Here is a 16,709-nt window from a genome sequence, read left to right on the forward strand (position 1 = left end):
GCATCTTGCCTGTCATCCTCAGTCCCCATTCGCGGATATGGTGTAGTGAAAGCATCTAAGCCTTCCAAGCTTCAGGCACGAGTTTGAATCTCGTTATCCGCTTGAAAAATGCGGGTGTGATGTAGCGGCTAGCATCTGAGTGCGCCACACTCAGCGCATGGGTTCAAATCCCGTCACTCGCTTGAGAACCACCTGAGAGTATAGCTCAATTGGACAGAGTTTCAGGTTTCGACCCTGACGGTTGTAGGTTCAAGTCCTACTACTCTCGCTGTTCTCAGTCCTGTAACTCAATGGCAGAGAACTTGCCTTACAAGCAAGTGGTTGTAGGTTCGATTCCTACCAGGACTACCAAATTTATCAAGGGAATGTCGCCTAAAGGATGGGGCATCGATCTTCTAAATCGATTGGTGTAGGTTCAAGTCCTACCATTCCCGTTGAATTTTTTGATAACTTAAAGGAGGTGCGTTAAATTCACTTATTGATATTTTTCTGGGAATGGCGATATGCCTACGGCACGCTACGCGATCGCATCCAACCGCGTGACCTAACATCCAAGAGCCTACATACTTTAGTACGAGAGGAAAAGTACTGCTGGCAAAAACAGCAGGCGCGTGGGAACGGGGAGTGCAAAGAACCTGGGAGGTTGGCCTGAAGGTAGCCATCCTTTAAAGAGTGTGTAATAACTCACCAGCGGAGTCCCCCTAGTATCTGAGAAAGCGCAAAATGCTCTGGTAACTTGCACGCTTTTTGTCTGATGCGATCGCACATTCCAAAATGGGTCTGTAGTTCCAATGGGAGAACGCTTCTCTTGCACAGAAGAGGTTGTGGGTTCGACCCCCACCAGATCCACTGTGTCTGAAGCCAAAGTGGTCGCGGCGCTGATTTGTGGCATCAGTAATAGGGGATTCGAGCTCCCCCAGACACCCCAATTTATGGAAGATGCCGCTGAATGGACGGCAACTGCTCTTGAAAAGCAGGGCAGGATAACACCTGGGGGTTCGAGTCCTCCATCTTCCTTTACCCACCGGAGGCGGAAATAGTGACGCGCACAGCCGATAACTGTGTCTTAGAAGGGGCAGTACCTTCCCGGTGGATTTGTGCGTCAAAATAGTGGTATTGAGTCTCAAATTTTGAATTATGCCCACTCAAAGTCAACGAGTTACTGTCTGGGATTTGGCAGTTTATGACCGTGAAGGTCAACTTATACTTATAGTTGAATTCAAGAGTAAGCTTCATACTTTGCCAGAGTGGGCAGCAAAATTTCGGCGCAATATTCTTGCTCATGGCGATTTTCCAAAAGTCCCTTATTTCCTGATGGTGTTTCCCGATAGGTTTTATTTGTGGACTGATAAGGAAGCAACACTTGATGAAAGTGAACCAACTTATGTTATTGATGCAAGTGCTATTTTTCAGCCTTATTTTGAGAAAGCTGGTATCAGAAATCAGCAACAAATAAGCGGTGAAAGTCTGGAAATAATTTTCTCATCTTGGTTAACAAGTATTATTGATTCACCAGAAGTACCAAATCCGGCAGATGAATCTCAGCGATGGCTAATTGATTCTGGTCTTTATGCTGCTATTGCTGGAGGTAGTTTACAATTTGAGGCTGGGGCGTGAATATTTACGTGGAAACTAATTTTGTCTTGGAGTTAGTTTTTCAGCAGGAACAATGGCAAAGCTGCGAACAGATTTTGCAAATTTGTGAAGCTGGACGTGCAAAACTAGTCATCCCAGCATATAGTCTGGCTGAACCTCACGAAAAATTAAGCCGTCAAGCAAAGAATCGTAGAGAACTTCAGCAATTGCTTAATATAGAACTGAGCCAATTGATACGCACGGCATTTTATACTGCTCGGATTCGTAGTATTCAAGACATTGCAAGTTTGCTCGTTCAAAGTAATAATGAGGAACGCCAACGTTTCGTGCAATATCGCGATCGCCTACTCCATAATGCAGAAGTAATTGCCCTTACTGTTGATGTCCTTACTGAAGCAGCAACGTATGAATATCCTTACAATTTGAAATCACAGGATGCTATTGTCTATGCGTCAATTATTGCTCACCTTCGTCAGCATCATCCCTCAGTAGCTTGTTTCCTGAATCGGAATACCAGAGATTTTGACAATCCTAATATTGTTGACGAATTGAATAATTATAATTGTCGGATGATACCGCGATTTGATGATGGTTATGGTTTTATTAGCTCATTAGCTCAATCGTGAGGTGTGGTAATGCAATATCCAGATCCAAAAAATTTACATCCAATGCAGGGTTTTCCTCAAGTTTGTTTTATTAAAAATACAGTTTCAAATCCTAATATTATCATTGGCGACTATACTTATTACGACGATCCAGAAGACTCGGAAAATTTCGATCGCAATGTCCTCTATCACTTCCCCTTTATTGGCGACAAATTAATCATCGGCAAATTCTGCGCGATCGCCAGAAACGTAAAATTTATCATGAATGGTGCAAATCATAAAATGTCTGCGTTTTCCACCTATCCATTTAACATTTTTGGTAATGGTTGGGAGCGAGTTACACCAGAGCCTAGTGAATTGCCTTTTAAGGGTGATACCGTAATTGGCAATGATGTGTGGATTGGATATGAAGCCGCGATTATGCCAGGAGTAAAAGTTGGCGATGGCGCAATTATTGCTGCTAAATCTGTAGTTACTAAAGATGTGAAACCTTACACCATTGTGGGAGGAAATCCAGCGCAGTTAATCCGCCAACGTTTTTCTGATGAAATAATCAATATTTTGTTGGAAATTGCCTGGTGGGATTGGGATATTGAAAAGATTACGAGAAATTTGGAAAAAATTGTTGGTGCGGATATTGAAGCCTTAAAAAGTTGTGTATGATTGAAAATAGCTGAAATAAGAGAGGCGAAGTGAGCATAAATGTTGACTTACCACCAGAATTAGAAAGTGAGCTTTCTACAGAAGCTTCCCAGCTTAATCTGCCTTTGTCTGAATATATTTTGCGTGTTCTGTCGATGAGGGGAAGTATTGCTAATCCTCCGAAAAATGGGGCGTAAGATTGAGCTTTTTCCGTAAGGTTCATAGATGCACAAAGTTCTAAAATATGCCTAAAAAAGACCCTGTTGAAAGCTTTGGCTTTGCTGAACACGTAGCAAGTTTTTTGTTGCATGAGTCCTTTCGCTACGCTCATGAAGCTGCTGCTTATGAAGTTGCTAGCGATTTGTTTGGCGACCGTATTAAAAACATTGAGCCAGACCATTCATGGCAATATCCTGAACTACCTAAATCATTGCCTGATTGGTTCGTCAATCGAGAGGAAATTGATAATAATATTCTCGACCCAAAAACCACAGAGAAACTGTCTGATGCTTGGTATTCTTCCTTAGACGAAGCTTATACATCGGGAATGAAAATTTCTAAGCAAAGGAAGTTGCGGTCTACAACTGATATTGTTGGTCACATCATTAACTTAACCGTTTGCCTAGAAGGAAGTTTGAATCGTCATCTTTTTTTCCTCCGTGAGTCACAGCAATTAGCAAATGAGCATTATGAAAGCATTGACAGAGCAGAATTGATGCCTAAGTTGTTGTTTTGCTTCAAGGAGCAGATTGTTGCAAAAACATTACATATTAATAGAATCAAGCAGTTAGTCTCGATGAGAAATAAAGCTGTGCATTATCGAGTTGATAGCCCTGAAGCTCTGCAACCATCGGTAGAGGACTTGATCGGTATTTGGAGCCAACTCAGCCAGGTTTTTGATTTAACACATGGCGAACCCAATCAAAATCATGTTCAAGAACTGGCGGACGAATTCATGGCAAGGTGGATTATGTAGTGCTGAAGCAATTCGTAACCGCGAAGAAGTGATAGAAATGTACTTAGAAGCGTGGCAAGCAGAAGGCGAATCTATTCCTAAAGCTAACACGCTTCAAATTGCCTAATTATGAGCCGATGACCTATGTTGACACTTGAACAAATTGAAGATGCCATCCTTAAACTTACACCTGATGAATTTGAAAAACTCTTGAAATGGATTGCTGATTTAGACTATCAGCGTTGGGATGAGCAGTTAGAAAGGGATATTGTTGATGGCAAACTAGAAGCCTCAGCCCAAGAAGCAATTGCAGATTTCGAGAAGGATATTCTAAAATAATATTTGGTATTTTGAGGATAAAATAATTTTTCCTACAGGAGAACAAGGAAAATCTTGCATTAGGATTTGTCAGTACCTAACGAACTTCTATCGTTCTATAGATCTTGTTCGTTTTGATGAGCGTACAGGCATCGTATATATTTTTGTATCTGAAGAACTGCAAGTAGTTATTTACCGTGATGGAAATTGGAGGTTTAGATGAAACCGGATTTTGATACCATGAGTATTGCCGAACTTAGAGCATACCTCCTTTCACACCGAGATGATAATGAAGCATTTTACAAACTTGCCGATCGCCTAGAATCTAATTCAAAAAATACTGAACTTTATCCCTGTCCAGATACTCCTGATAATATCGCAATTATGGAATCTGCTATTAGGAAGCAAATCAAAGAATTAGAAGATAAGCGCAACGAATAAAGAGTTTTGTATTTGGAAGCGTGGCAAGCAGAAGGTGAATCTATTTCTGAAGCTAACACGCTTCCATTAACATTTGAAAAAATTGCGGTTAATATTCAATCCTTATTTTCAATTACCCCAACGAGAGATTGTAAATCAAAATCCCGATCGCGTCCACTCAAACAAATTCCCGAACTAATAACTGTTAAGTCACTCTTAGAAATTGCCGAAGTGTGACGTTGACCATCAGCAGTTGTCCATTCTACTACCCAATGATCTTGGCGATCGCGAAATTCGCGCATTTCCCCACCACCAATTTTTAAAGCTTTTCGCAGACGTTGTTCATCTGTTTGTGCTGCAAATTCTTGGTTTTTTTTGGTGGTTAATTGGTAAAGCGATCGCATTTCCGGCGTAATACCTTTAAAGCGCAAATTTTCTGGCGAAGTAGCCTTTTTCAGATGTTCTTTTAGGTTTTCAGTGATTAAGGTATCGGTACGGCGATCGTAATCATCAAACCACCAAGAACTACCATCAAACCGTGCAATAATTGGCTCAAAAGTAGCACCCTCACTCACCAAATGTACCGCGAAAGGTTTAGCAACACCAAACCGTTGTAAAGCATCACCTTCATTCACAGGATAAGCTAACCAAGTTTTACCCCGTAAAGCATAAGCTAAACGCAACCTTAGAGGTTTCAATAACTTCAAATACTCCGCCAATTGTGGCAAACTTGGTTCATCAACCACCGCCGCCAACTTCTCATCAACAGGCTGAAAAATTCCCCAACCCTCAAAATTTTGTGGTTGCGGAGCAAAACTATAAATAATATTAGCAACCCTAGTGCGAACCAACCCACCACGCACGCAGGGTGCCAGAAATTGAGTTTCCTGTAACTGCTTCTCTTGTACAGCAATTTGATTCAACAGTTTACGAATATCCACACTAGGTTTACCTTTGATATTATGTCCGTTTGATTACTCATAATGTAGAGACGTTATATATAACGTCTCTACCGGGTGTTGGAAAAAGGATATTATGACCGAACGACCGAACATGATATTAAATCACAACTAATTGTTCTTTTTGACCTAATAAATCTCCTCTTTCTCTTCCTTCGCGCTCTTTTCGTTCTTTGCGGTTAAAAAAATCAAACAAACTTGTGTCCAAACTCATACATCAAATCAACCCTTCCCTTCCTTAAAATAGCCGGATCTAACCTTTCAGTAGTGTTACAAGTCAACAACACCACGAACTTTTGTTTCTGCTGAATACCCCCTTCCTCAATCACACTTTGATACAAAGTACCATCCAACAAACTCAAAATATGCTCAGTTCTAGTATTACCTTGAGCCGCTGCACTTCCCCGATCCTGAGCCAAATTATCCGCCTCATTAATTATCAGACAAATTCGCTCCAAATAGCTCGGCGGAATGAAATTTTCTACCGCATCATGATCCAAAATAAATATTACAAAACCCAAAGGCATCAAAATTTCTTTAGCTACCGCTTGAGTCCATGCAGTCTTACCAGTACCCGGTTCACCATGCACCAAAACAGCTAACTGATTTTGGTCAAGAATTGCTTGCTGAACTTTATCAGTAAAGCTTTGAATATCCTCTGGAAAAGTGCGAATAGAAAACAAGCTATTAACCTGTCCTACACGGCTTTTGTATCCGCTAAGAATCACCGCCAAGTTGTAAGTTGCTTTGTTAATTAATGGTGCTAAATCTTTCGCCATTAAACTATACCAACGTCGTCCCTTTTCATAGCTTTCGATTTGCAACCAAACTTGGTATTTCGACCAATAAGCGTAAATTGTTCCTGGGGTTTCTAAGCGTTCCCAATTGCTAAATTGAGACACTGGGTAATAGTAATATCGCTCCATAAAATACTGAGTAATAATATCAGGACGACCCAAAATTTCCAGAATTTTTTTCACAGTAAGTTCTTGGAGACGATTCAAAACATAATCGATCGGAATACTATCCCGACTGACCGACTGATTAATGGGAGTTTCCGTTGTTAAAACATCTTTGAAACGGTAATCTGGCATTGAAGGTTCGGGAGTCAAGTAATTCCAGAATACATCTATTTCATATTTAACGTTATCAGAAAAAACATTTAAAAGATTAGCCCACCAAGTATATTCATTACGCCCCAAAGCATTAGCAAGGTCACTAATTACATCAGCAGTTTTCTGAGTCAATTCATTGTTATCATTCCATACTAAATGCAAAAAATATTCTAAATTAAATTGTCTGGATAACGGTCGCCAACCTGCTCCTAATAGACCCTTTGATTGATGATTGTTCTGGCTGTAATTTTCTTCGTTGTTTCCGAAATATCCAAATGGCATAATTAAATTTCTGTGCTATGGTGGCTAATTATCGGAGATTTTTACTAATTTTAATCAGCAGCTTTAATTTGGCAACTGTTGTAAATACTTAGATGGTACACGATCGACTAACCAAACTCCATTTTCCGAACAGTAAAAATCATAACCATCTTTGTGCATTGCTGCTGAGTCTACTACAAAAACTACAGGTTTACCATGCCTTGTTCCTACTTTTTTAGCGGTACTAATATTTGTAGTTAAATGTACATGATGTCGAGACATTTTACACAGACCATTTTGCAAAATAGATGCCACTGTATTAGCTCCTGTTCCGTGATATAAAACATCTGGCGGCAAAGTGGGAGTCAATTGCAAATCAACCTCTACACTGTGACCTTGATTTGCGCGAATTAATTTACCTGTATCATCAAAAGAAAAGCGCTTTTTATCATTTGTAGCAACTACTTCATCTAATTCCGCACGAGTGAACAAAAACCCATTTTTTCGACTCGCTTCCATTAATTCTTCAACAGAAACCCAGCCTCCTTCTGCTAGTGTAATACCTATTTCCTCTGGTGTATGCCGCAAATGCTTACTAAGATATTTGCTAATTTTAACTAAGCGAGAATTGTTCAACTGCATATCTTTAAAATTAATTAATATTCCTCCCCTACTTCACATTTCTTACTTGAGCGTACACAAACGATTGTCTTATATTGTAATACAAATTACAAGAAATTGATTTATGATGCTTTGTTACATTTTATTATCAATAGCTGAGCTTGTGAAAATAACGACTATTCCGCAAGAATTGCACACTCTTTCGAGAAAGCTTTTTTACGTTTTTACTTGCGCCTGTAGGTAGAGGTGAATCAAAATCAGTAACATTTAATTCAGCGAGTCGCTGTTGCACTTCTAAGGCGATAAGTTTGTATACAGATTGCATATTACTCATAACACCACCTAATTTTTTCACTTTCAAAAATCCTTTGATTAAGCAATTAGCCCCTAACCCACCCTCACTAAAATCAATAGATCAGTACATGGTTGTAACTTTAACAATGCACTTTACACTTGTGACAATACTGGGCGTAATTTGTCATACGATTTGGTATTGCCCCTAATACCTTGCTAAAAGCCAATTTATGAGATTGGTGCAAGATTATACTCGCCTCTATTGCTTTAGCTACCAACTTGCTTAATCCATTAATTCAGTATTCCAGTTTGCCGCTTGAATTGTTGTATCTAACTCGCGACATTCTCTAGACAACCTATCAACTTGCGCTTGCAATTCAGTAATATTAACTGTGCTGAAATACTTGATTTCAGATTGACTATATCGGTTTTGGTTTAACGCAGCGGCGCTAACCAGCGAATCATAAATGCTGCGTTTTAGCAAGAGTGTATCTCTTTGTGCTAAAGCATCAGATATAGTTACTCCTTCTCGAAGATTTGTCAGAGAGTTGGTTTTGTTAATTCTCTGAATTAAATCAGTTAATTCGCGCAGACTTGTTTCTAATTCAGCTAGCAATGCGGAGGGGTTTTCTGGTGGTTGTTCTCCCTCTTGGACTCTGGCACTTCTGATCAATCTTTGGCGCAATTGCTCAATTCTTTTTTGGCAATCTGCTCTCAGGATTAAAGCTTCTGATAGTTTCATAATTCCTCTTATATTTTAACGTTTTTTAGGCTCTAAAACGATCGTTATGTAAAGTGTTGATTAATTTTTCTGATGCAACCTCCTGAGTTAAATAGTATCGGAGAATACGTAAAGATATTTTGCTTTAGATGAGTAAAAAAAGACACTTAAATATTGGATGTGCTTGAATGGAAAAAATTCATTAATCATCAAAAAAAACCTTATGAGGAAGCCTTTAGGAGTTTTAGCGGGGGTTTTAGTTTTTGCGGAAGGGTTAATGGCTGGTGTAGCTTTGGCAGCAGATAACTTTGGGGCGATAGCCACTTCAGATTCAGGTGCCTACGGCTACGCTTATGATTACCCAACTCAGGAACAAGCAGAAAGAGCAGCATTAGAAAAATGTGGCGAAGAGGGTTGTCAAATTCAAGTCTGGTTTAAAAACGCTTGTGGCGCTGTAGCCAAAGATGACGAACATCTAGGTTGGGGGTGGGCAGGCACTCGCGCACAAGCCGAAGCAAACGCCGTATCTCAATGCGGAACAGGGGCTTGTAAAGTAGTTACTTGGGCTTGCACTACCCGCTAGGTTTATGGTGAGTTAGGTTCAGCCTAACTCACCCAACTAACTACTTAAAAAGCTGGGATTTTGAGGCTTTTTGGTAAGTTTGTTTTTAGGTCAATTTCACCGCGAAAATCTTCGCCATAGTAAGCAGCCATAACTTCAATTTTACCAATAATATGAAGATTGAACTCTGCTAATTCTTCTGCTGGTACCCACAATTCTTGGCAAATTCGACTGCCTACAGTTTGCACAGGGAATTTTTTTACATAACTATCTTGTACCTCAAACTTGGTAACAAAACCAGCAAAACTATTGCTTTTCGTATTCCAATCACGGGCAATTTTTTGGGCATACTCAAAATTGAGTACCGGATAAAAAATTGGTTGTACAGGAAGACGGGGAGGGAAAGCCGTAAAATTTGCTCTGGCAATTAAGTCGAGTTCTTTTAACCCCACAGGGCGATAGAGACGCATCTTTACCTCACCTCTCTTATTTGGAGATTGGTGACTGAGAAAAGTTAGAAATTTTCCCAGTCACTAATTATTAATCCCCTTTATTCAGTTAAGAAACAGGAATTACTAACAAAGTGATATCCCGAATTCCCACGATTAAAATTGGTGCGTCAGGAGGTAGATGCTTTTGCTCAGTTGCTTGGTAAAATTCAGCAGGCCAATAACTGCCCATTGCTTTCACTCTACCACGTTGATAAGGAGCAATTGTTTGGGTTACAGTACCTTGCTTTGGTTCTGCAAACATTTCCACTTGAGAACGGAACAATTCACTCATCAGCTGACCCCCTTTAGCTTCCGAGTAGAGAAATAAGTAGGAGACAGTATGATTCGTCACCCCTCTATTTATTCACTTCCTCTACTGAATGTTCCGTATTCATAGTGTTTTTTTTTGCAAAGTGGGTATTGCCCACCTTGCTAGCTACTTATCATCGCGAACTGGCAATGGTGTGTCTAAAATTTCCATTAACAGTTCCAGGCGAGAGGGACGAGACAGCAGAGGAACTAAATTTGGTAATGAGTAGTAGTCACCTGCAAAAGTGAATGTTTCTACTGGTACTTGCTTTTGCTTGAGTTGACTTTCTACATAATTAGAAGCAGAACCAACTCGCACAATTACTACGTTTGGCATTACCGCTAAGTCACGGCAATAAGTTTGGTAAGTTTGAGCAAAGTAAGGTGCAGCATTTTCGCCTTCGTCGGTGACAATGATAATTTGTTCAACTGACTGTTTTTTCAAGCGCATTGTTTCCAGGGCACAACCGATACTAGTTCCGCCATCTGCTCTGATATGCTTAAAGGCACGTTCCCAGTGACTCAATTCCTTACCGTCTGCTTTAATTGGGTAAGGCATTGTGTCAAAAGCATAGACGAATAAATCAGCGTCGGAAATGCCAGAAATTAATGCAGCGAGTCGCTTACCAACTTCTATGGCATTAGTCATTGAGCCTGATTTATCTACTAATAATGCGGTTGATTTAGCAATTTTGCCGCGCTTTTTCACCTGTTCGTCGGTGACTTTTTCCAACTTGGCAGTTGTTTCGGCATCCAATTTGCTAACATCGGCAGCAACACGCGCTTTGTAAGCAGAAATTCGGTTAGAGTTTGTCGCTTCTTCCAGTTTTTTGTCGATGAGTGCTTTGACTTCTGGGTGATTCATTGCACCTCGTTCTTGGAGAGATTTGAGGTTATTAATTACCTCTTGCGGCGACATGGAATTAATCAGCGCTACTAAGACTGTTGGTGTTACTTGTTTGACTGCACCGATCGCGATCGTATAAGGTATATTATGCTCTACAATCAAAGCTGCTTGTTCTGTGGGAGTTGCAGATTTTGCCAGTTGCTTCAAAATAAAAGCAAGGCTATCTGTTGGCGGCACATCTTTGAACAATACGGCATCTGCACGTTGATTTGGCTTAATGTGCAATGTCGCATACAAATGCTTCATCGCTTTGCGTCCTCGCAGTGCTGCGCGATCGAAAAATTGTGCGCTTTTTTCCCGTTCTCTCAAATAACGAGTAACAGCTGTGCGTGCAGAACGTGGAACTTTTCCCCGATGCTGCTTCATGAAGTCGATAATACGTGACACTTCATAAGGCGGAAATTGTTGTAACATGACAAAACCAGCATCTCGGTGTTCTGTCAAATTACTAGTTAACAAATTACCCACGAACACTTCTTTATGGTCACGTACATCACCATTTTTCTGATACCAAACGGCTAAATGTCCGTAAAAAATTGGGTCAAGTTCCACAATTAACTTGTGAATTTCTGCTACTTCTTCCAGCTTGCGGTGAGGAGTAGTCAGCAAGCTGTTGAGCATTTCTAAACGCAAGTCACGTTCTGTAGTATTCATATTCATGGCTACCTCCTGAATAGTTTTTATCAAAGTTTGTGATTTTAGATTGAAGATACCCCTAAATCCCCCTTAACAAGGGGGACTTTGAATTAATTTAATTCCCTCGGTAATGCTAATAGTAAAGCTTCCTCTGGTTCTCCCCTTGTTAAGGGGACTTTGAATCAATTTGTTTCCCCCCTTGTTAAGGGGGGTTAGGGGGGATCTGATTCATTTTTGCAACGAGTTTTTATCATCTAAAATCCAAAATTGTCAGGAGCAGATATCGCACGCACGGCAAAATTATTAATAATAAGCCGCGCAAGTTGAGGGAGCTAAATTTGCCTGCTAATAAAGGCCCAGGCTTGCATCCTACTATCCAATGTAGGAACCTTTCTATCTTGGTAGGATAGAGCTACTTATGAGGTAGCTGTGTGTAAGCTCTCTCTGTGAGGGCGCGGCGATAACTGCTATTTTTGGTAATTGGTAATTGGTAGTTGGTAATGGGAAGTAATTAAACTGGTTTTAAGTCTGGTTCTACCCAATTTGTTCGTGCTTCCCAAGACATGAGTAAATCATGGCTGTAGTATTCAAATGGTAGGTTTTTGTTTTCATAATTTTGGATTAGTTTATTTGCTAAGTTTAAAATATTTCTCTGGGATTGAGTGGTAAGAAATTGGCTAACAATGCGAATCCAAAATATAGTTAGGGTTTCGTGGTAGCCGCTATCTTTTGTGGTTTTGATTCCCATTGCTGAATTGTACTTTTGGATTCCGTTACGAATGTAATTTGTTGCTTCTGTTTCGGAATAGTGAGTGAGATACCACAAGGCAACTGTTAAATGAGCGGGATGTGTCCACTCATTTCTGGGCAATGTACAATTCTCGAAAGCTTGAATTAGGGTTTTGATTTCATCAACTGAGTGATATTTCAAGGTTTTTAACTCTTGCGAGTATTAGTTAAATTAACACTCCGCACAAGTTGAAAAAGCTGTTGTGTTCACACACAGGATTTGAACCTGTATATCTTGATCTTAAGTCAAGCGCCTTTTCCATTTGGCTAGTATGTAAGCTTTTTCGGTTGGGGTGCGAAGTGCTAATTTTGTTTAATCATACAAGTTTAATTTAATTAGGTTTGTTGTAGCGACTTTAGTCGTACATCCCTAGATAGAAGGACTAAAGTCCTCACAACAGACCAGTTTTGAGTAAAATCACTTCGCGCAAGTCAAGAAAGCTGTTTGTTTATACGTAGGATTTGAACCTACTACCAATCGGTTAACAGCCGAGTGCTCTACCAATGAGCTAGTATGTAAGCTTTCTAATTCAGGGCGCGAAGTGTTTGTCCTCCAACTAGTAAGAAATAAGGTTGTTCCGCACAAGTTAAAAAAGCTAGTCACTTGCAGTTCTACTATTTGAACTACGGCCCCAAGAAACAGACAAAAGAAAGGTAGAGATTTTTCATGAATAGAGATGTTTCATGAAACGTCTCTACTTCTTTTGTCCTTGTCTTTCTCCTTTTCACTTCCGAAAGTGGAGCCGATAGGATTTGCACCTATAACTTGCCGCTTATCAGGCGAATTGTGTGTAAGCTTTTTGGGTTAGGGTGCGGAACAATCGATTTGTGATTTTCGATTTTGTTAGCCGTAAACGGCTTCTGGGCGGATAATTAAGTCGCCGCTTGGTCGTCTGTCAATTACGTAATGTTGTAAGCGATCGCATCCCACATCTAAATGCCGTGCTAAACGTTCCTTAATCGCTGTATCATTCATGCCTGGAGTAACATTTAGCTGACGTTCGGTTAAATCGTAAGAGCGTCCTTCAAAGCGAATATGTACCATTTTAGCACCTCCTTTTTTATTTAGATTTGCGTCAAGATTTTCATAAAGGAGGGCTTTTTAAAGCTAATAATTTTTACCAAAAACAATGCCGCTCTAAATGATAATCTTGCTTAATTTGCCTAGTTTTCTCATTGATTTTTGTTTGACTGAGATGTTCAGAATGTTGAGATTTTAATTCTGTCTCAGAGGGGTTAGAAGTCAATCTTTTATGCTCAATTTTTGAGTCAAATTTGGTAGATTGCTTCCCAAATAACTTGGTTTCAAGTGTCAACATGATAGATCATCCCTAAGTGAAGGTTTCTCAATTGTGTCTGAGAATAATTAAGTATTCAGTTTTCAAGGTGCAGATTTCGCAAGCGAGGTGAAGAAAAATCTTTCCTCAACTCACCATGTTTTCATAATACAAACATAATACAAAAGGTGTCAAGGGGTAAAACAAAGTTTTTTTAGCGGGGTGGAGAAAGAGAGTTATACCGTTTTCATGCCAAAATGATACACATCTTGTAGGGGAAGGTTTTGCCATTGAGATTGTTTATTAGATAAAGGGGTTATTTACTAAACCCGCCCTTACGTCTTTGCAGTACCACACCCAAGTATAGAGTTTGCGGAAACCAACAGACTCATAAAGTTGTCTCGCACCGTTGGGGTTATCGTAATCTACACCGATTTTGGCGATATCCATTCCCGCAGCAAGTAACTTTTGCATTCCGCTAAGTAACATTGCTTTTCCCAGTCCTAAACGACGAAAACCGCGCCTAGTTCCCAGAATAGCTACCCAACCTTCTATACGACCGCTGCGTTTGTTATCTTCGGGATAAATTGCACAATAACAGTGGGAAGCAAAGGTGCCATCAGGGGCGATCGCAACTAAATCCAACTCCGGTCTATAATCTGGATCGGTGCGCCAATGTTTGTATTCTTCCACTGTTAAATCGTGATGATTCCAGTGATCGATAAACGATTGGTTGTGCATTTCGACCCAAGCTTCCGCGTCTTGTTCCGCGATTACGGAACGAACTGTAAAACCTGTGGGAATTTGAGGTTCTGCAAGTGGTTCTTGGAGACTGCGTACCATTGTGAGAAAGTAGCGATCGGCACTGAAACCATTTTCATGTAGTATGGCTATGCGATCGATTTGATCGTCCCGACTGTTACAACGCAATTTCACAGATGTAACACCTTGTTCTTTTGCAAGTTCAGCCAGACGTTGTTCTCCCCAATTGATAATTTCCCGTTCCAAAGTTCCCCCACGAGTTTGAGGATGAACGCGAAACCCAAGTCTAACATCGGTTAATTCCCCAACAGAGGGATGCCACAACGTAGCAAAACCAATTAATTGACCTGTGTCATCTTCCCAAAGTTGTAAATCACGTTCTTTGTCGAAATATGGTGAATTAAAATCGCGTTCCAGTTCTGAAACTGTTGTCCATTGTTCGAGTTTATCTACCGCTTCGCAAGCTTCTAGGAGATTTGCGATCGCTTCTAAATCTGTTTCACCCCCGTAGGGGCGCTTTGTCAGCGTTAACATCATTGGCTTGTAATTCAGATATTGCTAATACTACAAATGTATTATTAAGTAGCATTAGGTTAACTCCCCCGATCGGGTGATGTCTTAGCAACCCAAGGGGGAGGTGGGAGATTGGGGGATGGGGAGCTTATAATTTAGGACTTACGCACTCCGGGCTTGAAACCCTGATCCCCCGAACCCAAGGGGGGAATTTCTTAAGCCCCCCTGGGTTCGGGGGTTGGGGGATCTCAGTGCGAAAGTCCTATAATTGTTCGGGATTAATGCCCATTTCGCGTAGTTTAGCGAGTAAGGATTGAGATCGCTCACCTTGCGATCGCCTCTAAAAAGAATTTTAATTGATGAATCTAGTCATAAGTTGTGCGAACATTAATGTGTTGAGTAAAGTTATGAGCAACGCGCTATGGTATTACCTTTTCCCACAATAATTAAATCAATTTGGCTACGTTTGTTGACGGTAATTTTAACGGTGATTTTGGCTTTTCTTTGGGTAATGTTAAGTGCAACTCCTGTAGCTGTTGCCCAAGAAAAAACAGTTAATTACACTAAGACTAATTTACAAAATCGCGATTTCTCTAATACAGATTTAGAGGGCGCAGTGTTTGCAGCAGCGGAAATGAAGGGAATCAATTTCCAAAATTCTAATCTGAATTTGGCAATTATGACTCAGGGAATTATGCCAGAAGCTAATTTAGAAGGTGCTAGTTTGGCTGGGGCTTTAGTTGATAGCGTAGTCTTTAATAAAGCGAATCTAAAAAACGCTATTTTCACTGCGGCAATCATGGTTGATACTAGTTTTGCGGATGCAGATATTACTGGCGCTGACTTCACCGATGCGATTATCGATCGCTACGAAGTTAAACGTCTTTGTCAACGCGCCGAAGGTGTCAACCCAGTAACTAAAGTTGCTACTAAAGATAGTTTAGATTGTAATTAGTTTGGCTTTAGTGAGTTGGTACATGGCTTCCCAGTTGAGGACATCTTCTAATAAACTTTGATATCCCAAAATATTCGGGTGAAGTCCATCTTCAGTCAGGCGCGATCGCATCCATTGTGTACCACGTCCCATCCACAAATCAAAAATGTCTAAATAGGGAATCTCTCGCGCCTGACAAGCTTGTTTAGTTGCTTCTTTGTATCGATATTGATCTGCCAAGTTATAGTAAAAACAATCTAAAAAGGGCATTTTTTCTTCATTAACAGGCACCATGCCCACAAATAACACCGGACACAATTGTTGGGCGCGATTGAGCAAACCATTTATTTCAGCTTGAAAGTTGGGAAATTCTGTATAATTTCTGCCTTCTGGTCTAGCTAATCTCGCGGAATCATTCACTCCCACAGAAAGAATGATTAAATCTGGGACACGATTTCGCAGTTCTCCCCGATTGCGAAACTCATCTTCTAAACGTTGGGCAACTTGCTGTGCGCGATCGCCCCGCACTCCCAAATTATACAAAACATGACCCGGATTCGGCGGCATCATCCACTGCCGTCTGAGTCGTTCTACCCATCCCCCACCCTCATGATCGCCAAATCCATAAACTAAACTATCTCCCAGTGCTACAACCTTGAGGGAATTGTTATTCACTAAGCGTAAACGAAATGAGGTACTTTCTGCTAATGCTGCCATGTATCTCAGAGTATAAATACTGAACAATTATAAAATCTTGACACAATGAGAAGAAAATACACAATATCTTTGGTTACAAAAGGCAGAGGGGCAGAGGAGCAGAGGAGCAGGGGAGCAGAGGAGCAGGGGAGCAGAGGGGATAAGTAGCTTGATTGAATTTAAACTTTCAATTTAGTTTAATGGACTTGAGTTATTAGCCTGTAACTTGATCGTGCTGTTGGCAAAATCAAAAGATCAAGGATAAACAGGCAACAGATTATTAGGATAAATTTTTCCTCTTTTGCCCCCCTGCCCCTCTGCTCCTC

Annotated in this window: 22 protein-coding genes, 9 tRNA genes and 1 pseudogene; 18 read left to right on the forward strand and 14 right to left on the reverse strand. The window is 40.5% G+C overall.

Going from position 1 to position 16,709, the window contains the following annotated elements:
- The first annotated feature begins 31 nt into the window (after window positions 1-31).
- From IQ264_RS05850 to IQ264_RS05920, 16 genes and pseudogenes are all read left to right on the forward strand, one after another.
- Window positions 32-102 (forward strand) — tRNA-Gly (locus IQ264_RS05850).
- A gap of 8 nt (window positions 103-110) precedes the next feature.
- Window positions 111-182, forward strand: a tRNA-Gly gene (locus tag IQ264_RS05855).
- A 12-nt stretch (window positions 183-194) separates the two neighbouring features.
- A tRNA-Arg gene (locus IQ264_RS05860) sits at window positions 195-268 on the forward strand.
- Between the two features lie 8 nt (window positions 269-276).
- Window positions 277-351: transfer RNA gene (locus IQ264_RS05865), tRNA-Val, on the forward strand.
- Window positions 352-361: 10 nt separating this feature from the next.
- Window positions 362-434: transfer RNA gene (locus IQ264_RS05870), tRNA-Arg, on the forward strand.
- 342 nt (window positions 435-776) lie between these two features.
- Window positions 777-849 (forward strand) — tRNA-Ala (locus IQ264_RS05875).
- Between the two features lie 85 nt (window positions 850-934).
- Window positions 935-1,017, forward strand: a tRNA-OTHER gene (locus IQ264_RS05880).
- Window positions 1,018-1,137: 120 nt separating this feature from the next.
- Complete coding sequence (locus IQ264_RS05885) at window positions 1,138-1,617, forward strand: hypothetical protein (RefSeq protein WP_193979495.1); 480 nt, start codon at window positions 1,138-1,140, stop codon at window positions 1,615-1,617.
- The gene (locus IQ264_RS05890; RefSeq protein WP_193979497.1) at window positions 1,614-2,222 is read left to right on the forward strand and encodes a PIN domain-containing protein; all 609 of its coding nucleotides are present in this window, start codon (window positions 1,614-1,616) and stop codon (window positions 2,220-2,222) included. The genes IQ264_RS05885 and IQ264_RS05890 overlap by 4 nt, the downstream gene beginning before the upstream one ends.
- A 9-nt stretch (window positions 2,223-2,231) precedes the next feature.
- A complete protein-coding gene (locus IQ264_RS05895; protein ID WP_193979499.1) occupies window positions 2,232-2,864 on the forward strand; it encodes a Vat family streptogramin A O-acetyltransferase in 633 nt (210 codons plus the stop codon).
- A 29-nt stretch (window positions 2,865-2,893) separates the two neighbouring features.
- The gene (locus IQ264_RS05900; RefSeq protein WP_193979560.1) at window positions 2,894-3,040 is read left to right on the forward strand and encodes a hypothetical protein; all 147 of its coding nucleotides are present in this window, start codon (window positions 2,894-2,896) and stop codon (window positions 3,038-3,040) included.
- 47 nt (window positions 3,041-3,087) lie between these two features.
- Entirely contained in the window at window positions 3,088-3,819 is a 732-nt protein-coding gene (locus IQ264_RS05905; RefSeq protein WP_193979501.1) for a hypothetical protein, read from the forward strand.
- A pseudogene (locus tag IQ264_RS05910) lies at window positions 3,809-3,925 on the forward strand (type II toxin-antitoxin system HicB family antitoxin); the annotation flags it as partial. The gene IQ264_RS05905 and the pseudogene IQ264_RS05910, both read left to right, overlap by 11 nt.
- Window positions 3,926-3,942: 17 nt before the next feature.
- Window positions 3,943-4,137, forward strand: a complete 195-nt coding sequence (locus IQ264_RS05915; protein ID WP_193979503.1) for a hypothetical protein — start codon at window positions 3,943-3,945, stop codon at window positions 4,135-4,137.
- A 25-nt stretch (window positions 4,138-4,162) separates the two neighbouring features.
- Complete coding sequence (locus tag IQ264_RS33820) at window positions 4,163-4,339, forward strand: DUF6888 family protein (protein WP_413470334.1); 177 nt, start codon at window positions 4,163-4,165, stop codon at window positions 4,337-4,339.
- Entirely contained in the window at window positions 4,336-4,557 is a 222-nt protein-coding gene (locus IQ264_RS05920; RefSeq protein ID WP_193979505.1) for a DUF6887 family protein, read from the forward strand. Before IQ264_RS33820 ends, IQ264_RS05920 begins: the two co-directional genes overlap by 4 nt.
- 95 nt (window positions 4,558-4,652) lie before the next feature.
- Here IQ264_RS05920 and IQ264_RS05925 read toward each other — a convergent pair whose 3' ends face one another.
- The 5 genes from IQ264_RS05925 to IQ264_RS05945 form a co-directional block, all read right to left on the reverse strand.
- Window positions 4,653-5,477 (reverse strand): hypothetical protein, encoded by an 825-nt coding sequence (locus IQ264_RS05925; RefSeq protein ID WP_193979507.1) that lies wholly within the window; start codon window positions 5,475-5,477, stop codon window positions 4,653-4,655.
- 206 nt (window positions 5,478-5,683) lie between these two features.
- Complete coding sequence (locus tag IQ264_RS05930; RefSeq protein ID WP_193979509.1) at window positions 5,684-6,892, reverse strand: ATP-binding protein; 1,209 nt, start codon at window positions 6,890-6,892, stop codon at window positions 5,684-5,686.
- A gap of 63 nt (window positions 6,893-6,955) precedes the next feature.
- A complete protein-coding gene (locus IQ264_RS05935) occupies window positions 6,956-7,513 on the reverse strand; it encodes an RNA 2'-phosphotransferase (RefSeq protein ID WP_322744610.1) in 558 nt (185 codons plus the stop codon).
- A 127-nt stretch (window positions 7,514-7,640) separates the two neighbouring features.
- Complete coding sequence (locus tag IQ264_RS05940; RefSeq protein ID WP_193979511.1) at window positions 7,641-7,826, reverse strand: hypothetical protein; 186 nt, start codon at window positions 7,824-7,826, stop codon at window positions 7,641-7,643.
- 243 nt (window positions 7,827-8,069) lie between these two features.
- Window positions 8,070-8,528, reverse strand: a complete 459-nt coding sequence (locus IQ264_RS05945) for a DIP1984 family protein (protein WP_193979513.1) — start codon at window positions 8,526-8,528, stop codon at window positions 8,070-8,072.
- Window positions 8,529-8,730: 202 nt separating this feature from the next.
- Between IQ264_RS05945 and IQ264_RS05950 the strand changes: the two genes are divergently transcribed.
- Entirely contained in the window at window positions 8,731-9,090 is a 360-nt protein-coding gene (locus tag IQ264_RS05950; protein ID WP_193979514.1) for a DUF4189 domain-containing protein, read from the forward strand.
- Between the two features lie 44 nt (window positions 9,091-9,134).
- Here IQ264_RS05950 and IQ264_RS05955 read toward each other — a convergent pair whose 3' ends face one another.
- From IQ264_RS05955 to IQ264_RS05990, 8 genes are all read right to left on the reverse strand, one after another.
- Complete coding sequence (locus tag IQ264_RS05955) at window positions 9,135-9,539, reverse strand: ADP-ribosylation/crystallin J1 (protein ID WP_193979516.1); 405 nt, start codon at window positions 9,537-9,539, stop codon at window positions 9,135-9,137.
- 88 nt (window positions 9,540-9,627) lie between these two features.
- Complete coding sequence (locus IQ264_RS05960) at window positions 9,628-9,852, reverse strand: NfeD family protein (RefSeq protein ID WP_193979518.1); 225 nt, start codon at window positions 9,850-9,852, stop codon at window positions 9,628-9,630.
- A 144-nt stretch (window positions 9,853-9,996) separates the two neighbouring features.
- On the reverse strand, window positions 9,997-11,436 hold the full coding sequence (locus IQ264_RS05965) for a vWA domain-containing protein (protein ID WP_228061317.1): 1,440 nt from the start codon (window positions 11,434-11,436) through the stop codon (window positions 9,997-9,999).
- 487 nt (window positions 11,437-11,923) lie between these two features.
- Window positions 11,924-12,343 carry a hypothetical protein gene (locus IQ264_RS05970; RefSeq protein WP_193979537.1) on the reverse strand — a complete coding sequence of 140 codons (420 nt, stop codon included), beginning with the start codon at window positions 12,341-12,343 and terminating at the stop codon, window positions 11,924-11,926.
- A gap of 65 nt (window positions 12,344-12,408) precedes the next feature.
- Window positions 12,409-12,473 (reverse strand) — tRNA-Leu (locus tag IQ264_RS05975).
- 177 nt (window positions 12,474-12,650) lie between these two features.
- Window positions 12,651-12,715, reverse strand: a tRNA-Asn gene (locus tag IQ264_RS05980).
- A 330-nt stretch (window positions 12,716-13,045) separates the two neighbouring features.
- Window positions 13,046-13,246: a hypothetical protein gene (locus tag IQ264_RS05985; RefSeq protein ID WP_193979539.1), complete on the reverse strand. Its 201-nt coding sequence runs from the start codon at window positions 13,244-13,246 to the stop codon at window positions 13,046-13,048.
- A gap of 535 nt (window positions 13,247-13,781) precedes the next feature.
- Window positions 13,782-14,777, reverse strand: a complete 996-nt coding sequence (locus IQ264_RS05990; protein ID WP_322744611.1) for a GNAT family N-acetyltransferase — start codon at window positions 14,775-14,777, stop codon at window positions 13,782-13,784.
- Window positions 14,778-15,174: 397 nt separating this feature from the next.
- On the opposite strand from IQ264_RS05990, the gene IQ264_RS05995 reads away from it, so the two are divergent.
- The gene (locus tag IQ264_RS05995; RefSeq protein ID WP_228061318.1) at window positions 15,175-15,708 is read left to right on the forward strand and encodes a pentapeptide repeat-containing protein; all 534 of its coding nucleotides are present in this window, start codon (window positions 15,175-15,177) and stop codon (window positions 15,706-15,708) included.
- Here the strand turns inward: IQ264_RS05995 and IQ264_RS06000 are convergent.
- Window positions 15,694-16,404 (reverse strand): GDSL-type esterase/lipase family protein, encoded by a 711-nt coding sequence (locus IQ264_RS06000; RefSeq protein WP_193979541.1) that lies wholly within the window; start codon window positions 16,402-16,404, stop codon window positions 15,694-15,696. The genes IQ264_RS05995 and IQ264_RS06000 overlap by 15 nt on opposite strands.
- Between the last annotated feature and the right edge of the window lie 305 nt (window positions 16,405-16,709).

The organism is [Phormidium] sp. LEGE 05292, assembly GCF_015207735.1.
In the GTDB taxonomy this organism is placed as follows: domain Bacteria; phylum Cyanobacteriota; class Cyanobacteriia; order Cyanobacteriales; family Aerosakkonemataceae; genus Floridanema.

Bases quoted from the DNA above. Each gene is read 5' to 3' on its own strand.
- IQ264_RS05885 (WP_193979495.1), top strand. From the start codon at position 1,138: ATGCCCACTCAAAGTCAACGAGTTACTGTCTGGGATTTGGCAGTTTAT.
- IQ264_RS05895 (WP_193979499.1), top strand. From the start codon at position 2,232: ATGCAATATCCAGATCCAAAAAATTTACATCCAATGCAGGGTTTTCCT.
- IQ264_RS05905 (WP_193979501.1), top strand. From the start codon at position 3,088: ATGCCTAAAAAAGACCCTGTTGAAAGCTTTGGCTTTGCTGAACACGTA.
- IQ264_RS05915 (WP_193979503.1), top strand. From the start codon at position 3,943: ATGTTGACACTTGAACAAATTGAAGATGCCATCCTTAAACTTACACCT.
- IQ264_RS05920 (WP_193979505.1), top strand. From the start codon at position 4,336: ATGAAACCGGATTTTGATACCATGAGTATTGCCGAACTTAGAGCATAC.
- IQ264_RS05930 (WP_193979509.1), bottom strand. From the start codon at position 6,892: ATGCCATTTGGATATTTCGGAAACAACGAAGAAAATTACAGCCAGAAC.
- IQ264_RS05935 (WP_322744610.1), bottom strand. From the start codon at position 7,513: ATGCAGTTGAACAATTCTCGCTTAGTTAAAATTAGCAAATATCTTAGT.
- IQ264_RS05940 (WP_193979511.1), bottom strand. From the start codon at position 7,826: ATGAGTAATATGCAATCTGTATACAAACTTATCGCCTTAGAAGTGCAA.
- IQ264_RS05945 (WP_193979513.1), bottom strand. From the start codon at position 8,528: ATGAAACTATCAGAAGCTTTAATCCTGAGAGCAGATTGCCAAAAAAGA.
- IQ264_RS05950 (WP_193979514.1), top strand. From the start codon at position 8,731: ATGAGGAAGCCTTTAGGAGTTTTAGCGGGGGTTTTAGTTTTTGCGGAA.
- IQ264_RS05955 (WP_193979516.1), bottom strand. From the start codon at position 9,539: ATGCGTCTCTATCGCCCTGTGGGGTTAAAAGAACTCGACTTAATTGCC.
- IQ264_RS05960 (WP_193979518.1), bottom strand. From the start codon at position 9,852: ATGAGTGAATTGTTCCGTTCTCAAGTGGAAATGTTTGCAGAACCAAAG.
- IQ264_RS05965 (WP_228061317.1), bottom strand. From the start codon at position 11,436: ATGAATATGAATACTACAGAACGTGACTTGCGTTTAGAAATGCTCAAC.
- IQ264_RS05985 (WP_193979539.1), bottom strand. From the start codon at position 13,246: ATGGTACATATTCGCTTTGAAGGACGCTCTTACGATTTAACCGAACGT.
- IQ264_RS05990 (WP_322744611.1), bottom strand. From the start codon at position 14,777: ATGATGTTAACGCTGACAAAGCGCCCCTACGGGGGTGAAACAGATTTA.
- IQ264_RS05995 (WP_228061318.1), top strand. From the start codon at position 15,175: ATGGTATTACCTTTTCCCACAATAATTAAATCAATTTGGCTACGTTTG.
- IQ264_RS06000 (WP_193979541.1), bottom strand. From the start codon at position 16,404: ATGGCAGCATTAGCAGAAAGTACCTCATTTCGTTTACGCTTAGTGAAT.